Here is a 15080-nt window from a genome sequence, read left to right as displayed (position 1 = left end):
TTACTCCACGGTGGGAGGCACTGGAGCTTCGGTGGTTCCGGTCTTGTCACCTATGGTGGCTAGCCAGAGTTTCTTCCAGGTGCCGTCCGCGATGATCTTCTTTAGCCATTCGTTGACGAAAGCCTTGGCGTCCGTGCCTTTGGTCAGGCCGATGCCGTAGTTGTCCTTGGGGCCGAAGGGGTCACCGACGATCTTGACGTCCTTATTGGCGGTGATCGCGTTGAGCAGAAGGGTCTGATCGATCACATAAGCATCGGCTCGGCCCTGTTGCACGGAGGCCAAGGCCTGAGCATGATCCGGCAGAGCCAGGATCTTGGCCTGCGGGGCTTCTTTCTCGAGCAGTGTCACACCGGTGGAGGAGGCCTGGGTGGCCACCGTCTTGCCGGTCAGATCGGCCAGCGACTTAATGCTGTCATTCGTCGATTTCACCAGGATCGCGGCCTGTGAAGAGTAATAAGGCCCCGCGAAATCCACTCGCTCCTGCCGCTTGGGAGTGATCGAGTAGGTGGCGAAAATCGCATCGACGCTCTTATTGGCCAGTAGATCCTCACGGGTGTCAACGGTCACCTGATCCAATTTGGTCTCCGGCTTGCCCAGGATGTACTTGGCCAGCAGCTGACTCAGACCTGCGTCAAAGCCGATGGCCTTGCCCTTCGCCGGGTCCAGCAGGCTGAACAGCTGCGATGTCTGGGTCCCGCCGACGTGCAGCACACCGTTCTTCTTGATCTGGCTCGCCCACTGGTTCGCTGAGATGGTGGCGTCGTCCGCGGTGGCGCCGGCGTTGATCAGATCGTCGTACTGTGAGCCGGAGCTGCTCGGGTTACCGCTGCTGCTATCGGAGGCCTCCGGGCTGCAGGCAACCAGGCCAAGGGCTAAGAGCGCGCCCAGGGCGGCTACCGCAGTGGGCGTCTTCGTCTTGTTCAACCAGCTCATCGCTATGCTCCTGTTCGCCGCTTTCAACGTCCACCCAGCATAGTCATCTGAGAGCCGACTCGTGAAGAAGCGGCAGGAGCATCGTTAACATGAGGAAATAGCCCCTCCAGCGGCGAGGTCCGTGGGAGAGCGCCGCCAAACATGGCAGCATGGTTTTGATGAAACTGACAAGAGGCCAGAGCGGTCAACGCGGCATTCCCATGCCTCTGTGGCTGCAGGGGGTTCTCGAATCGGCTCAACTGGCCATCATTGTCGCGCTGTTGGTGATCCTGCCGGTGGCCGCTGTCTATTTCTCCGGTGGTTTCGGAAACCAGCCCTTCGACGCCGCCGCCAGGCTGGCCGGTCAGGCCTGGCTGCTGATCCACGGGGTGCCCTTACAGCTCAATGTGCTGACCGGCGCTTCGTCGGGTGATCTGCAGAGCGGATCGCTCAGTCTGATACCTTTTGGGCTCACCCTGATTCCGTTTTTCTTCGGCTGGCGGGCTGGCAGACGGCTGGCGAGAGCTTCATATGCGGATCAGCTCTGGCAGGCTTTGCTTGGGGCGTTGCTGATCTATGGCGTCTTCGGACTCGCCACCGGTTATATCTGCAATACTCAGAACGCCTCGGCCGCATTGCCCGCCGCTACCCTGATCCCGCTCATCCCGGTGGCCCTGGGACTAGTTGTTGGTGCCCGGCGGGAAGCCGGTTCCTGGGGCAGGCTGATCGGTGTCGACGCGGCGGAACGAATGGCCAGGGTAAGCCAGCAATCACGCTGGACCGGCTCCTACTTATGGTCCGCCGTCCGAGCAGCTTTTTTGGCGGTGATCGTACTGATGGGCATCTCCGCTCTGGTTTTCGCGATCAATCTAGCGGTGCACTGGGCCGATGTGGTCTCCGTTTACCAAGGACTCAAAGCGGGGCCGATGGGTGACGCCGTGCTCACCTTGGCGCAGCTGGGCTACTTCCCGAACCTCGCAGTCTGGACCATGGCTTGGAATGCGGGCCCAGGTTTCGCGGTCGGCGTCGGGTCCAGTGTGGGACCGCTGGGTACAGTGGTTCCGCCGGTGCCCGCGATCCCCTTGCTGGGTGCGCTCCCGGTGGGGCAGCTCAGCTGGGGGGTGGTCGCCCTGGCTATTCCTGTGCTCGCGGGGCTGCTGGCGGGCTGGTGGTTCCTGCGAGAAGGGGAGAATCACTTCGACGAATGGCTGTCGATCAAAGTTCGGCAGCGCTGGTTCAGTGCAACGGCGTCCACTCTCGCCCTGGCCGCTATCGTCGGGCTCGTCGCTGGATTGCTGGCAGCTGTGCTGGCCTGGCTTTCCGGCGGTTCGGCGGGAATCGGCAGGCTGACGGTTCTAGGCCCCAACCCGCTGAGCACAGCGCTCTGGGTTGCCTGCGAGGTGGGTATCGGAGTGGTGATCGGCTATGCGGTAGGGCCTTGGCTAGAAGGCGCCCGGCAGAGAGCGGATTTTTACGAAGACGACGAAGCCCTCGATGAGTCATAGGATTCGAGGTATGCGCATAGTTGTCTTGGTCTCCGGAACCGGTTCTAATCTGCAGGCGGTGATCGACGCCGTGGCAAGCGGTTCGCTTGAGCTGACGATTGCCGCGGTGGGCGCGGATCGGCCGGGAACCTACGGGGTGGAACGGTCTGCTGCGGCGGGCATCGATACCTTCGTGGTGGACTTCAAGGCTTTTGAAGAGCGCTCAGATTGGGACGCCGCACTACTGGACAAAGTGCGTTCCTACCAGCCAGATTATGTGGTCTCTTCCGGTTTCATGAGGATCGTCGGGGCGAAATTCATCGAAGCTTTCCCGAACCGCTATCTGAACACCCACCCCGCGCTTTTACCGGCCTTCCCGGGAGCGCACGGTGTGCGAGATGCACTGGCCTACGGTGTTAAAGTGACCGGCTGCACCGTCATGTACGCCGACGCTGGAGTGGACACCGGCCCGATCATTGCGCAGCGCGCGGTCGAGGTGCTGGAAGGTGATTCCGAGGAGAGCCTGCATGAGCGGATCAAAATCGCCGAGCGAGAGCTGCTGATCGAAACGCTGCGACAGCTAACGTCGTTCTGAAGGCTTCACAACGACGTTAGCTGCTACAGGGCGGGAACTAGCCGGTTCAGGGGTGTCCGTTGGCGTACGCCAGGAGCCCGGCCGAGGAGCCGTTGAAGAGATCCTGATCTCCGCCCGGAGGTAGCGGGCCGCTGTCGGCGTACTGCCAGAAGGTCAGGTAGTCCCAGCTAGCCGGCAGGGTTCCTGGGGAACTCGCCCAACGGGCCAGGAAGAGCGCACTGTTCCCGAATCCCGCGTTGTTCCCGGTGCACTGCGTCCACCAGCTGGTGGCGGTGTAGATGGTGGGGTAGCGCCCGGTGCGGGCGTGCACGGTGTTCACGAAGTCGTGCAGCCAGGACACCATCTGGGCCTGGCTCAGCCCGTAGCAGGTGGCGCCATAGGGGTTGGCTTCGATATCCAGCATAGGAGGCAGCGTCTTGCCGTCTGAACTCCAGCCGCCACCGTTGTCCACCAGATAATTCGCTTGGTTGGCGCCCGAGGAGTCATTCGGGGTGGCGAAAGTATAAGCGCCGCGAATCAGGCCCACGTTATAAGCCCCGTTGTACTGCTGAGCGAAATAAGGATTTTTATAATAATTTCCTTCGGTGGCTTTCACATAAGCCCACTTCACTCCGGCGTTTTTAACCGCTGTCCAGTTCACGTTGCCCTGATGGCTAGCGACGTCGATACCCGCTGGTCCGGTGGGCACAGCCTGAGCCGGGAGCGAAGTGGCTGCTACCAGGCCCACGCTGAGCGCCAAGGGGGCAATCAGGGATAGCGCGCGAAATCGGGAGAGTTTGAACATAGCTTCGGTGCCTTTCTGACGGAGGTTACGAAAGGTGCGAGGAAACCGTCCACACCAGTACACTCCGAGAGATTCTTGAGCACCAGAGATTTTGGAAAAAATTTACCAGAATTCTTAGAAAAGGTAATTTGAAACCAATTCTGTGCTTAGGAAGTTTTACTGCGATTCCGTTTCAGGGGAGTCACGGAATTGAAGGTGGTCTTAAGCGCGGCCACCGACGAGTCGTAGCTCCGCTCGGCGACTCCGGTGAAGATGAAGTCCACCATGGCCAACTGTGCGATCCGGCTGGCCATCGCTCCGGCGCGGAAAGTGGTTTCCCGCGCAGAAGTGAGCAATACCCGGTCAGCTGTTGTGGCGAGAGCGGATGAGCCCACATTGGTGATGCCCACGGTGACTGCGCCGACCGCTTTGGCGGCCTCGAGGAACTCGATGGTCTCGTAGGTATTGCCGTTGTGTGAAAAACCGATGGCAACATCATGGCTGCTGAGCAGTGAGGCCGAGGAAACCGCATCGTGCGGATCGGAGAAGTCCATCGCCATTCGACCGATGCGCTGGAGTTTGCGCCGAAGATCCTGTGCTCCCAGATTGCTCGCACCGATGCCGAAGAGCAGAATCGAGCAGGCTCGATCAAGGCTGTCGATCACCGCGGCCAACGATTCCATATCGAGATTGCTGACTGTCTCTTCGATGCTCATCACCTCGGCGAAGGCGATTCTGCTCACCGTGTCCACCAGGGTATTGCCCGAATTGAGATCCGCGCCATGGCCCACTCCGGCACTGAACTGTGCGGCTTCCCGGCCAATTTCGGTGGCCAGTTCGAACCGCAATTGCACGTATCCGGAAAGGCCAACGCCTCGGCAAAAACGCACCACAGTGGTTTCCGAGGTCTTGCAGTGTCTAGCCAGCTCGGTGATGGTTTTCTCCAAGACCAAACGGGGGTTGCTCAGCACTGCCTCGGCAACTCGCGCCATTGACGGGGAGAAGGTATTTTTTGCCGCCAAGATTGTCGACTGAATACTCAAGTGCTTCCTTTCGCCAAGTACCCAACTATAGCGGCACAGTGGTCATCTCTTAATCTACCGCCAAGATTTTGGAATGCGGGGTTGTTATATGAAGTGACCCTCAGTGCAATAAAACTTTTAGCGAGGTGTCGAAAGAATCTCCATGAAAATTATTGACCACTTATTGTCACGGAAGGTAGATTAGCAACGCATCGCTGTATGAGGTCATGGGATACGTCCAATCAGTGAGGAACAAGATGACCATCGATCTAGATCGACGAACGTTGCTGAAAACAGGTGTTGGTTCCGCTCTCGCAGTAGCTGCGGGGTCCGTGGCCACGCTGGCCGCAGCCGCTCCTGCTCAAGCCGATAACTCGCGAGTTCTCAATCACGAGTACCAGGCACAGGCCACCGGTTATTGGTGCGGTCCGGCGGCCACCAGAATCGCGCTTTCGGCGCGGATCTCACCACCCAGCCAGCAGACGCTCGCCAACGCTCTCGGCACCACAGTCAATGGCACCGACTACATCGGCCAGGTCACTGGAGTGCTGAACAACTATCTGGGCACGGGCTGGTATGAGACGAAGAATATGCCCAATGATCCACCAACTCAGGCTCAGAAGAATCTGCTGTGGAACGATATTGTGCTGGACATCAATAATAATTACCCGATTGTGGCCAATATTGTTGCGCCTCCCGGTAACCAGCCGCCAGGGTACCCTTCGAATCAGACGATTTATCATTACTTCACGGTGATCGGCTACAACCCGGATAACCGACAGGTCTATATTGCCGATCCTGCGAATTTCAGTGGTTATAACCACTACTGGTTGAGTTTCGAGCAACTGGCCAGCTTGATTCCACCGAAGGGGTATTCCGCATAGTCTCACAGCCATCAGTGCTCAGTTCACTGAGCATCCATCGACTACGGGTTCCGCTGCGGAACTCTTTTAAGACGTCAGTGCGAAGCGCCCACGAGCTGGAGACCGTGCTGGTTCGCTTGACGGATCAGCACGGCCGCAGCGGCTGGGGGGAGACCCCGATGAGCAAAGTAACCGGAGTCTCCGCCGAGGCGAGCATCCGGAGTCTTGATGGACCTCTGCGGGCGCTGCTGTTTGCGACGAAGAGCCTGGAAGAGGCGCTGGCTGCGGTGCAGCACAGCCCGGAACCGGCGGCGATCAGGTCGGCGCTGGACTGTGCGCTGCATGATCTTCTGGCCCAAGCAGCGGGGGTTTCGCTGGCCGCCCGACTGGGTGGGCAGGGCTTGACGGTGCAGACCGATATGACGCTTTCGGTGGCTGCCGGAGCCGAGTCGGTAGCCAAGGCACTGGAGCATCTTGAACAGGGATTCGACTGCCTGAAAGTCAAAATCGGCGCGGAACACGATGCCGTCGCAGCCCTGCGGGCCCTCCGTGCTGCGGTGGGCCCGCGGGTGATGCTCCGGGCGGATGCCAATCAGGCGTTCCAACCGCAGGAGGCGATCAGGGTGATCCGTGAGCTTGAAGACGCCGGAGTCAACCTCAGCTTTGTCGAACAGCCGGTCGCTGCTGCCGACCTCGCCGGCTTGGCTCGGGTGAATCAGGCGGTGGAGACACCCATTATGGCGGATGAGAGCCTCTGGAGCCTGAATGATCTGCAGGAGCTGCTGCGACTAGGGGCTGCTTCTATGGTCAATATCAAGCTGGCTAAAACAGGAGGCCTGAGTGCGGCTCTGGAATTGCTGAACTATGCCCGCAACGAAGGGCTGGAGGTGGTGATCGGTTGCATGCTGGAGAGTCAGGTCGGTATCTCAGCCGCGGCGTCCTTGGCCACCGTGCTGCCGCAGCGAGCACAAGACCTCGATGGCGGTCTGTGGTTGCGAGAATCCCCGGTGCTCGGCGGAGTCGCTTATGCGGGGCCTGAGATCTCGCTTCCCGATCGACCGGGTCTGGGAATCATCGGCCTACAAGGGCAATAGTGCCCTGCTCAGGGCGCGAATCGTCTCGGCCGCCTCGGGATCCGCGAGAGCCCTGGTGCAGATCGCCAGCAGATAACCCTCACCGGGCGCGGCCTCGCGGGGGATCACGAAAGCCACGTCGTGCTGGATGCCCGTGACCCAGCCGGATTTCGAACCCCAGTCGAGGGCACTATTCATCTCCTTCAGTTCTTCACCGATCACCGGGTACCGCTGCTCGCGTAACCAGTTCACGGCGAGGGCGGTGTTCTGCGGCCCGGCCGCTCGACCGGAGACGATGAACGACATGATCTTGCACAGATCCGCTGCCGTGATCTGGTGGCTGAACCCTCGTTGCAGGGCCGCGAGATCACCGATCAGCCGCTCCATCGTCGAATCGTTCGCCCCGCAACGGCGGAGTGCCTCCATCACCGCGGGAAAACCCAGTGCCTCGACCAGCAGGTTCGTCGCCTCATTCGAGGAGACAGAAATCATCCGGCCGAGCAGTTCCTGCAGGCTCATCGAGGCTCCTTCGGGAGCCATTCCGTCGTCGTACTCATCAGGATCGAAGGAGAAGGTTCCGCCGAGCCGACTGTTAAAGGTATGAGTCGAAGCGAAGGGCTGATCGAGTCGCAGCGCTCCTCGTTCGACGGCGTGCAATGCCGCTACCAGAACGGCCAGCTTGATGGTGCTCGCCGAGTAAAAATGCGTATCGGCATTCCGCTGGGCCAGTACCTCGCCGTCCAACGTGGTCAGGCAATAGGCAATCAGCGGGGTGCCGTCGCTGTAATCAGAGCTGACCGGCATGATGCTCCAGGGAATCATAGACCAGGTTTGAAACCATCTGTCGTAAGGCCTGGACATCGCTGAGCTCACGACGGGGATGAACTCGATTGGTGAGTAAGACAATGCTCAGTTTTGTGGTCTTGTCGACCAGCAGAGAAGTACCGGTGAAGCCATTGTGCCCCCGGGCTTCGGGATGATTGCCGACCCAGCTGCGCTGGGCTATGCCCAGCCCCAAACCGTACTGGAAGTCCAGCTCGCTGTGGGTGATCAACTCCGGCGTCAGCTGGGTCCGCCACATTTCGGCTGCGAGTTCCGGGGAAAGAATGCCTGGTGAGCCCATTCTCAGTGACTCGCCGAACGCTAAGACGCCCTGGACGCTGCCGAACATTCCGGCGTTTCCAGTCAACCCGCTCTCACGGTGACTGCTCAGCGCCCAGGCTGCTTCATCGTGGACCACGCCGCGCACCATGCCGCGGCCCCATTCCGGCTGGTATTCGGTGGCCGCGGTGTGCTCGAGCCGGGGGCTGCCGGTGAGTTCCTGAGTTGCGAGGTGCGCTAAGACCCGTTCTTGGACGAGTTCAGCCCAGTGTGTTCCGGTGATCACCTCCGCGAGCACCATCATGGTGTTGTAACCGGCGCAAGAGTATTCGAACTCGATGCCCGGTGGCTGGTCCAGTTCGGTGTGCAGCAGATCAGCGACCAGATCTGCGCGGTTGAATCCGCGACCCGACCCCAGCGCATGTCGCCAGCCTTCCCACGTTGCGGGTAACCCGGAGGTGTGGGTGAGTAAATGCCACAGCGTGACGCGGTCCTTAGCCGGTGTTCGATATTCCGGCAGGAAGCGTCCTATCGGTTCACCTAATTCGAGCCGACCCTCATCGACCAAGCTGAGCACCGTCAGAGCGGAGAAGATTTTAGTGATCGAGGCCAGATCGTAGAGAGTGCTAGGCTCTGCCTTAATCCGGGCATGCACTGGAAGCGGCTGACCGGCGTCGTCAAAACTTACGGCATCACCGACCACGATGGGTGTTAACGCTTTACCATCGATAGCCACGGCGCAAACAGCTGAAGGTGCGATCCGTTCAGCGACCGCTCGATTCAGCAGCTCTTCTAGATCCGCTCTGAGGGATTGCATTAGTCCATCACCAATCTGGGATTGTCGTCGGCGATCAATTGCGCAGCCAGTCCGAGGGGCAGACTATGCGCCGCCGGGCCGTGCCCAAAACCCAGCTCCCAGATGATCGGGATTCCCAGCGGGCTGAGCAGCTCCTCGCATAACGCCCTGACTTCACTGAGCTCAGCGCAATTCTTCCACGAACCAAGGGCAAGCCCACTCATCCCGTCGAACCAGCCCGCCCGCAGCAAGTTCTGCAGGTAGCCATCGATTTTGTATGTTTCCTCGTTGACTTCTTCTAGCAGCCCGATCTTTCCGGTGTTCGAGAGCTTTCGCTCGCCGTGCGCTCCCATCGTCATGCAGAGCAGGCTGAGATTGCCTCCCGTCAGAGTGCCCCGTGCGCTGCCGCGGACGAGGGATTCGGCCCCTGGTGAACTGAAGCTCCGGCCGCTGTACGGGGTGAAAATGGCTTGCCGGAGTCGTTCGGTGGAAATCGGATCGTCCAGTAGATCACGGGTGGCAACCATCGGAGCGAACCACGTGGGAAGGCCGAACTGCTGCTGCCAGAACTCATGGATCGCCGTGACATCTGAGGAACCGAAGAGAGGTTTTGGTCTGGCAGCCCGTAGTGCGGACAGGTCCAGGAGATCGAGCACTCGGACGGCGCCGTACCCTCCCCGGGCGAGGAAGATCCCGGCGATCTGCGGATCGAGCCAGGCTTTTTGCAGATCATCGGCGCGGCCCTGATCGGGGCCGGCCAGATAATTCACCCGGGGATGCGGGCTCTGCAGATGGTCGCCGATGACCACCCGCAGTCCCCATGATTCGAGGAGCGTTTGAGCGCGCTCCAGGAGCTCGGACGCCGGTGGCCCGGAGACGGAGAGCAAGGCAACCCGATCACCCGTTTGCAAGGCCCCCAGCGAGTTCAAAGCAGATCCGAGTCGCTCGTGCGCATCGTATTATTGGTGGGCACCACGCTCAGCAAGGTCCGGGTGTACTCGTGCTGCGGATTCAATAACACGTCCTCCACAGCACCTTGTTCCACGATTTCTCCTTGGTACATCACCACGACGCGGTCCGCGATGTTCCAGGCGAGGCCCAGATCATGGGTGATCACCAAGGCGCCGAGCCCTAGTTCGCAGCGCAGCCGCAGCAGCAAAGCCAGAATCTCGGCTCGTACCGAGGCATCCAGGCTGGCCACCGGCTCGTCGGCGACCAGGAATTCCGGATCCAGAGCGAGCGCTCCGGCGATCACCACGCGCTGCCGCTGACCGCCGGAGAGTTCTTGCGGGATGGCGGAGAAATAGCGTTCCGCCGGATGCAGCTCGGCCTTGCGCAGGGCGGCACCGACGATCTCGCGTTCATCGCCCGGCAGCCTGTGCAATCGCGGGCCCTCAGCTACCGCCTCGTAGACCGAATGCTTGGGATTCAGCGCGGCGCTGGGGTCCTGCAGAACGAATTGCACCGACTTCCGGTAGGCCTTGAGGGCCTTGCGGTGATGATCCAGCGGCTGGCCGCGGAACAGCACCTCGCCCTGGGTGGGGCGCTGCAGGCCCAGCAGCGTCCTGGCCAGGGTGGTCTTCCCCGAGCCCGATTGGCCGACCAAGGCGACGATCTCGCCCTGTTTGCAGCTCAGATCGACCTTGTTCACCGCCCGGACCGTGCCGCGACCGCCGAAGATCACCGAAAGATTCTTGGCCTCCAGCACGGTCTCCCGGTTGGCGTCCTCCTCGCTCGTCGGAGGGGCACTGTACCCCGGTAGCTTGCGGCGTGAAGCTGGGTCTCCGATCAGCGGAAAAGCGGAAGCCAGGGCTTGGGTATGCGGGTGCTGCGGATGCTTCATCACTTCAGCAGAGGGACCGTCTTCGACGATCTTGCCGTGTTGCATCACCACTATTCTTTCGCAGGTGGCGGCGAGTACCGAGAGGTCATGGCTGATCATCACCAGGGAAAGATGCCGCGAGGTCACCAATTCCTTGAGCACATTCAGCACCTGAGCCTGCACCACGACGTCTAGGGCGGTGGTTGGCTCATCGGCGATAATCAATTCGGGATCGCAGGCCAGCGCCATCGCGATCATCACTCGTTGCTTCTGGCCGCCGGAAAGCTCATGAGGGTAGCTGGCCCCTTTGCTCACCGGAAGATCGACCAGTTCCAGGAGTTCCTTGACCCGGGCCTGACGAGCGGAGTCCTCGCGATATTTGCTGTCCAGCTGCTTGGCATGGATGAGCAATGGCTCAGCGATTTGCTCAGCTACCTTTCGCACCGGATTGAGCGAGTGCATGGCACCCTGAAAGACAATGGAAGCTTGGGTCCAGCGCACCGCACGAAGCTTGCCCCAGCTCAACTCGCCAATATCGTCGTCTCCGAGCTTGACGCTTCCGCTGAGGGTGGCGTTGGCCGGCAACAGCCGCAGCACCGACATCGCTAGGGTGGACTTTCCGCAGCCTGATTCCCCGGCGAGGCCCACCGTGGAGCCCGGCGGGATCTGTAGGGTGACGCCGTCCACCGCGGTGAGCTGTCCGGGGCCGTTCTCGGTGTGAGTCCGGTAATTCACGGTGAAGTCGGTAAAGGTCAAGCCGAGCATCAGCGGCCTCGCAAGGTGGGATTGATCACGGATTCCAAAGCGCGGCCGACCAGGGTGAAACACAGCACGACCAGCACGATGGCAATTCCTGGCGGCAGAATGAACCACCAGAAACCGGCGGTCGCGGCACCGGTGTCGAGAGCAGATTTCAGCATCGACCCCCAGGAGATACTGCCCGGATCACCCAGCCCTAAGAAGGAAAGGGTCGATTCGGCGATCACCGCCGATCCCACGGTCAAGGTGGTATTAGCCAGCACGAGGGGCAAAACGGCCGGCAGCACGTGCTTAGCGATGATGTGCCAGTGCGAGGCGCCGAGTGCCCAGCTCCGTTCGATATAAGGACGCGCTTCCACGGTAAGCGTTTGCGAGCGCACCAGGCGAGCCGTACCGGCCCAGGACGTGACGCCGATCGCCAGGATAATGGTGAAAGCGCCGGGACCGATCACCAGCGACAGCACGATGGCCAGCACGAGCCCGGGCAGCACCAGGAAGAAATCGATGATCCGCATGAACACCGCTTGCACGATGCCGGGGAAGTGACCGGCGGCCATTCCCATCAAAGTGCCGATCACCATGGAGACCACGGTGGCGCAGAAGCCGACCAGCAGCGAGATCCGGGCGCCCCAGATCAACATTGCCAGCACTGAGCGGCCGGCCGGATCGGTGCCGAGCGGATTGGCCCAGCTGGGAGCTTGATTCTGGGGGGAGGTGATTCTGGTGACGTCCAAGGTCTCAGCCGGAGCCAGCAGCGGTGCCAGCAGAGCCAATCCGATCACCAGCAGCAGGCCGATCAGGCCGATCAGCCCTGCGCGGTTCGCGGAGAACTCTCGCCAGATCTCTTTGCTGCGCTGCACCCGCCGAGCTTGGGCGACACTGAGCCTGCTGATCGAGGTGCTCATCCGGCACGCAGCCTCGGGTCGAGCAATCGATAGACGATATCCGCAAAGAAGTTCGTCAGGATCACAATCGAGGAGAACACTACGAAGGTCCCTTGCAATAAGGGCAGATCGGGCGTGGAGAGGCCCTTGAAGGTCAGCAGTCCGAGCCCGGGCCAGGAGAAGACGGTTTCCACCGTGACCGCACCGGCTACCAGGCCGCCCATGGTGAGGAAGATCAGCGTCACAGTGGGCAAGAGCGCATTGGGAACCGCGTGCCGACGTCGTACCTGATCCTCACGCAGGCCTTTGGCCCGGGCCGTCACCAGGTAATCCGAGGACATCTCCTCGAGCAGCGAAGCGCGCATCACCATCAGATACTGCGCATAGACCACGGCGACCATGGTGAGCACCGGCAGCACCATATGACGCAGCACATCCCAGAGGTAAGCCAGGCCAGTGAACTGACTCCCCGCCGTCACCATGCCGCCGGTCGGGAACCAGTGCAGTACCCCGGCGAACAGCAGCAGCACTAGCAGCCCCAACCAGAACGTCGGCACGGACCAGAAGACCAGGGCGATTCCGGTCTGACTGCGATCGAAGCCACTGCCGTGCTTCCAAGCCGCCCGCTGACCGAGCCAGAGCCCCAGCACGATGGAGATTAGCGCCGCGCTTCCGGTGAGCAGTAGCGTCGGCCCGAGGCCCTCCAGGATCAGGCTGGAGACGGGTTTGCTGAAGTAGTAGGAATCGCCCAGTCTGCCCTGGGCTAAATCAGTCAGATAGTGCCAGAACTGGCCTAGCAGCGGTTGGTCTAGGCCGTACTGCTTGATCAGGATTTCCTTCTGCTCAGCCGTGACGTTCCGGCCTTTGGTGAGCGAGTTGACCGGATCACCGAGAATTCTGAAGGCGAAGAAGCCCAGAATCACCACCATCACCAGAGAGATGAGGGTGCCGCCCGCTTTGAAAGCCAGGTAGCGTGGCCACGACGACCCCTTGCGGGGTTCGTCGAGATCCGCTGCAATGCTGGCCTCATCGACCAGCGGCAAGGCCAAAGATCACTCCCGGTCGTCGGCAGTAGTGCTACGACGGCGGAAGAGCAGGAAGGCGATCAGCGCCAACACCACAACCACCACCGGAATGATCACCCAGGCCCAGTTGAAGCCCGCGTCGGAAGCGCTCGCCGAATTGATTGGAGTGGCGCTGTAGTAACCCCACGGGCCATTCTGCTCGGTGATCACACCGCCCTTTGACGGCTGAGTGGTGAAGGGCTGGAACTTATCCGAACGATAGGCCTCCAGCGAATTGGCGTAGTACAGCACATTGTTCACCGCGGCGTTGTAGATCAGCTGCTGCGCTTGCTTGACCAGATCGCTGCGCTTGGCCTGATCCAATTCGGCGTGCTGTTGCTTGTAGAGCTCATCGAACTTGGGATCGCACAGCCCGTTCTCCGTGGTGTTGTTACTGCCGTCGGAATCCGGCAGCGAGGAGCACTGGTTGATCGAGAGCTGGTAGTCCGGATCCGGCCCGATGCCCCAGCCGGTGAAGTACAGATCGAAGTTTCCCTTGCCGGAATCATCGTTGACCTGAGCGTTGGATTTCATCGTGGTCACCACATCGATGCCGATATTCTTCAGCCACGGCTTGAGGTAGTCAGCGATCTGCTGATGCGTCGGATCGGTGTTCCGGCCCAGCAGGCGCAGCTTGAGCGGCTTTCCGGTCTTATCTCGCCGGATGCCGTCGGCGCCCTTGGTGTAGCCGTTCTCATCGAGCAGCTTATTGGCGGCGTCTGGGTCGAACTTGAGCGGCAGATCGGCGGGATTAATGTCCCAGTGGTAGAGCGAATAAGCCGCCGGCACTTCGCCGGTGCCCTGGGTGCCCAGGCCCTGCAGGACTTTTTCCAGCAGGGTCTTATTGTCCATCGCCATCACAATGGCCCGGCGCAGGTTCACGTCCTGCAGGGCGGGGTTGCCGTCACCGAGCAGCTTGCCGTCCTTGGATTTAGTTCCGAGGTTAATGCCTATCGCGTTGTAACGGCGGCCTTGGCCAGCGTTGGTGGTGATGCCAGCTTGGCCTTTGAGGGACTCGAACTGAGCCGGCGTCAATCTGCCCACGACGTCGATCTCACCGTTCTTGAGCGCCTGCACGGCGGCGTCGCTGTTCTGATAGGGGGCCCAGATGATCCCGTCAACCTTGGCCTTACCCTTCCAGAAATAAGGGTTGGCCTTCATCGTCACACCGGCGGCTTTATCGTAGTTGCTGATCACGAAGGGGCCAGAGCCCACGGTGTCCTTGTCATTGGCGTAGGTTGTCGGATCGGACTGCTTGGACCAGATGTGCTGGGGCATAATCGGTAAATCGCCACCCGGGTTGGGGGCTTGTACATTATTGAGCGTCATCACCAGGTTCTCGGAATCTTTGGCTTCCACGCTCTTCACGTTGGCTACCAGGGCACCATTAGCCTGCTTGAGCTTCGCATTGTTTTTGATCGCGTTGAAGGTCCAGACGGCGTCGTCAGCGGTGATCGGCTCGCCATCGGACCACTTGCGATCGGAGGGCATATGGAAAGTCCAGGTCTTGCCGTCCGCGCTGTGCTCCCACTTATCAGACAGTCCGCCGACCGGCTCATTGTCCACGCCCCAGGCGACCAGGTTCTGGTACTGCAGAGTCAAAATATTGGTCCCGGTGGCGGTGATGGAGATGAAAGGGTTGAGTGAATCGATATCGCCGATCAGCGCGAGCTTAAGGTTGGTTCCGGAGCCATCTGAAACGGCGCTATCTGCGCTGGCAGCCGGTGCGCTGATGGCCGCTGGGGTGAGGATGAGAGCGGCGCTGAGCAGGCCCGCCGTCCAGCGTTTCACGGTGATCTTCTTCATTCGGTGAACCCCTTGGATCCTTAGTCGAGCCGTCATATGAATCGTATCGAGCTTAAGGTAAATAAATTACAAAATTGTTAATAGCGGTGGAAATTACTTACCAGAACCCTATAGTCTCAGGGAGAGGAAAAGAACC

14 protein-coding genes are annotated in these 15080 nt (G+C 60.4%); 4 read left to right on the top strand and 10 right to left on the bottom strand.

Going from position 1 to position 15080, the window contains the following annotated elements:
* The gene (locus ABDK06_RS13135; protein WP_394941739.1) at nt 1-933 is read right to left on the bottom strand and encodes a glutamate ABC transporter substrate-binding protein; all 933 of its coding nucleotides are present in this window, start codon (nt 931-933) and stop codon (nt 1-3) included.
* Between the two features lie 158 nt (nt 934-1091).
* On the opposite strand from ABDK06_RS13135, the gene ABDK06_RS13130 reads away from it, so the two are divergent.
* Both ABDK06_RS13130 and purN read left to right on the top strand, forming a co-directional pair.
* Entirely contained in the window at nt 1092-2417 is a 1326-nt protein-coding gene (locus ABDK06_RS13130) for a cell division protein PerM (protein WP_394941737.1), read from the top strand.
* A 10-nt stretch (nt 2418-2427) separates the two neighbouring features.
* A complete protein-coding gene (purN, locus tag ABDK06_RS13125; RefSeq protein ID WP_394941735.1) occupies nt 2428-2991 on the top strand; it encodes a phosphoribosylglycinamide formyltransferase in 564 nt (187 codons plus the stop codon).
* Nucleotides 2992-3037: 46 nt separating this feature from the next.
* On the opposite strand, the gene ABDK06_RS13120 is transcribed toward purN, so the two are convergent.
* Both ABDK06_RS13120 and ABDK06_RS13115 read right to left on the bottom strand, forming a co-directional pair.
* The gene (locus ABDK06_RS13120) at nt 3038-3775 is read right to left on the bottom strand and encodes a lysozyme (protein WP_394941733.1); all 738 of its coding nucleotides are present in this window, start codon (nt 3773-3775) and stop codon (nt 3038-3040) included.
* A 146-nt stretch (nt 3776-3921) separates the two neighbouring features.
* Nucleotides 3922-4776, bottom strand: coding sequence for a MurR/RpiR family transcriptional regulator (locus ABDK06_RS13115; RefSeq protein WP_394941731.1), 855 nt, complete (start codon nt 4774-4776; stop codon nt 3922-3924).
* Between the two features lie 257 nt (nt 4777-5033).
* Here ABDK06_RS13115 and ABDK06_RS13110 point away from each other — a divergent pair, with 257 nt between their 5' ends.
* Together ABDK06_RS13110 and ABDK06_RS13105 are read left to right on the top strand one after the other, a co-directional pair.
* Complete coding sequence (locus ABDK06_RS13110) at nt 5034-5660, top strand: C39 family peptidase (RefSeq protein ID WP_394941729.1); 627 nt, start codon at nt 5034-5036, stop codon at nt 5658-5660.
* 14 nt (nt 5661-5674) lie between these two features.
* On the top strand, nt 5675-6733 hold the full coding sequence (locus ABDK06_RS13105; protein WP_394941727.1) for a mandelate racemase/muconate lactonizing enzyme family protein: 1059 nt from the start codon (nt 5675-5677) through the stop codon (nt 6731-6733).
* Here the strand turns inward: ABDK06_RS13105 and ABDK06_RS13100 are convergent.
* Genes ABDK06_RS13100 through ABDK06_RS13070 form a run of 7 tightly spaced genes read right to left on the bottom strand, consistent with a single transcriptional unit; the run spans nt 6719 to nt 14944 of the window.
* Complete coding sequence (locus ABDK06_RS13100) at nt 6719-7516, bottom strand: serine hydrolase (protein ID WP_394941725.1); 798 nt, start codon at nt 7514-7516, stop codon at nt 6719-6721. The genes ABDK06_RS13105 and ABDK06_RS13100 overlap by 15 nt on opposite strands.
* On the bottom strand, nt 7500-8630 hold the full coding sequence (locus tag ABDK06_RS13095) for a serine hydrolase domain-containing protein (protein ID WP_394941723.1): 1131 nt from the start codon (nt 8628-8630) through the stop codon (nt 7500-7502). The genes ABDK06_RS13100 and ABDK06_RS13095 overlap by 17 nt, the downstream gene beginning before the upstream one ends.
* Nucleotides 8630-9538: a S66 peptidase family protein gene (locus ABDK06_RS13090; RefSeq protein ID WP_394941721.1), complete on the bottom strand. Its 909-nt coding sequence runs from the start codon at nt 9536-9538 to the stop codon at nt 8630-8632. The genes ABDK06_RS13095 and ABDK06_RS13090 overlap by 1 nt, the downstream gene beginning before the upstream one ends.
* Entirely contained in the window at nt 9535-11196 is a 1662-nt protein-coding gene (locus ABDK06_RS13085; protein ID WP_394941719.1) for a dipeptide ABC transporter ATP-binding protein, read from the bottom strand. Before ABDK06_RS13085 ends, ABDK06_RS13090 begins: the two co-directional genes overlap by 4 nt.
* Complete coding sequence (locus ABDK06_RS13080; RefSeq protein WP_394941717.1) at nt 11196-12095, bottom strand: ABC transporter permease; 900 nt, start codon at nt 12093-12095, stop codon at nt 11196-11198. Before ABDK06_RS13080 ends, ABDK06_RS13085 begins: the two co-directional genes overlap by 1 nt.
* Nucleotides 12092-13123, bottom strand: coding sequence for an ABC transporter permease (locus tag ABDK06_RS13075; protein ID WP_394941715.1), 1032 nt, complete (start codon nt 13121-13123; stop codon nt 12092-12094). Before ABDK06_RS13075 ends, ABDK06_RS13080 begins: the two co-directional genes overlap by 4 nt.
* Before the next feature lie 3 nt (nt 13124-13126).
* Complete coding sequence (locus tag ABDK06_RS13070) at nt 13127-14944, bottom strand: ABC transporter substrate-binding protein (RefSeq protein ID WP_394941713.1); 1818 nt, start codon at nt 14942-14944, stop codon at nt 13127-13129.
* Nucleotides 14945-15080: the final 136 nt, after the last annotated feature.

This window comes from Psychromicrobium ferritrahens (assembly GCF_043789415.1).
In the GTDB taxonomy this organism is placed as follows: Bacteria; Actinomycetota; Actinomycetes; order Actinomycetales; family Micrococcaceae; genus Renibacterium.
The sequence above is the reverse complement of the archived record's forward strand: the minus strand, read 5'-3'. Positions and strand labels throughout refer to the sequence as shown.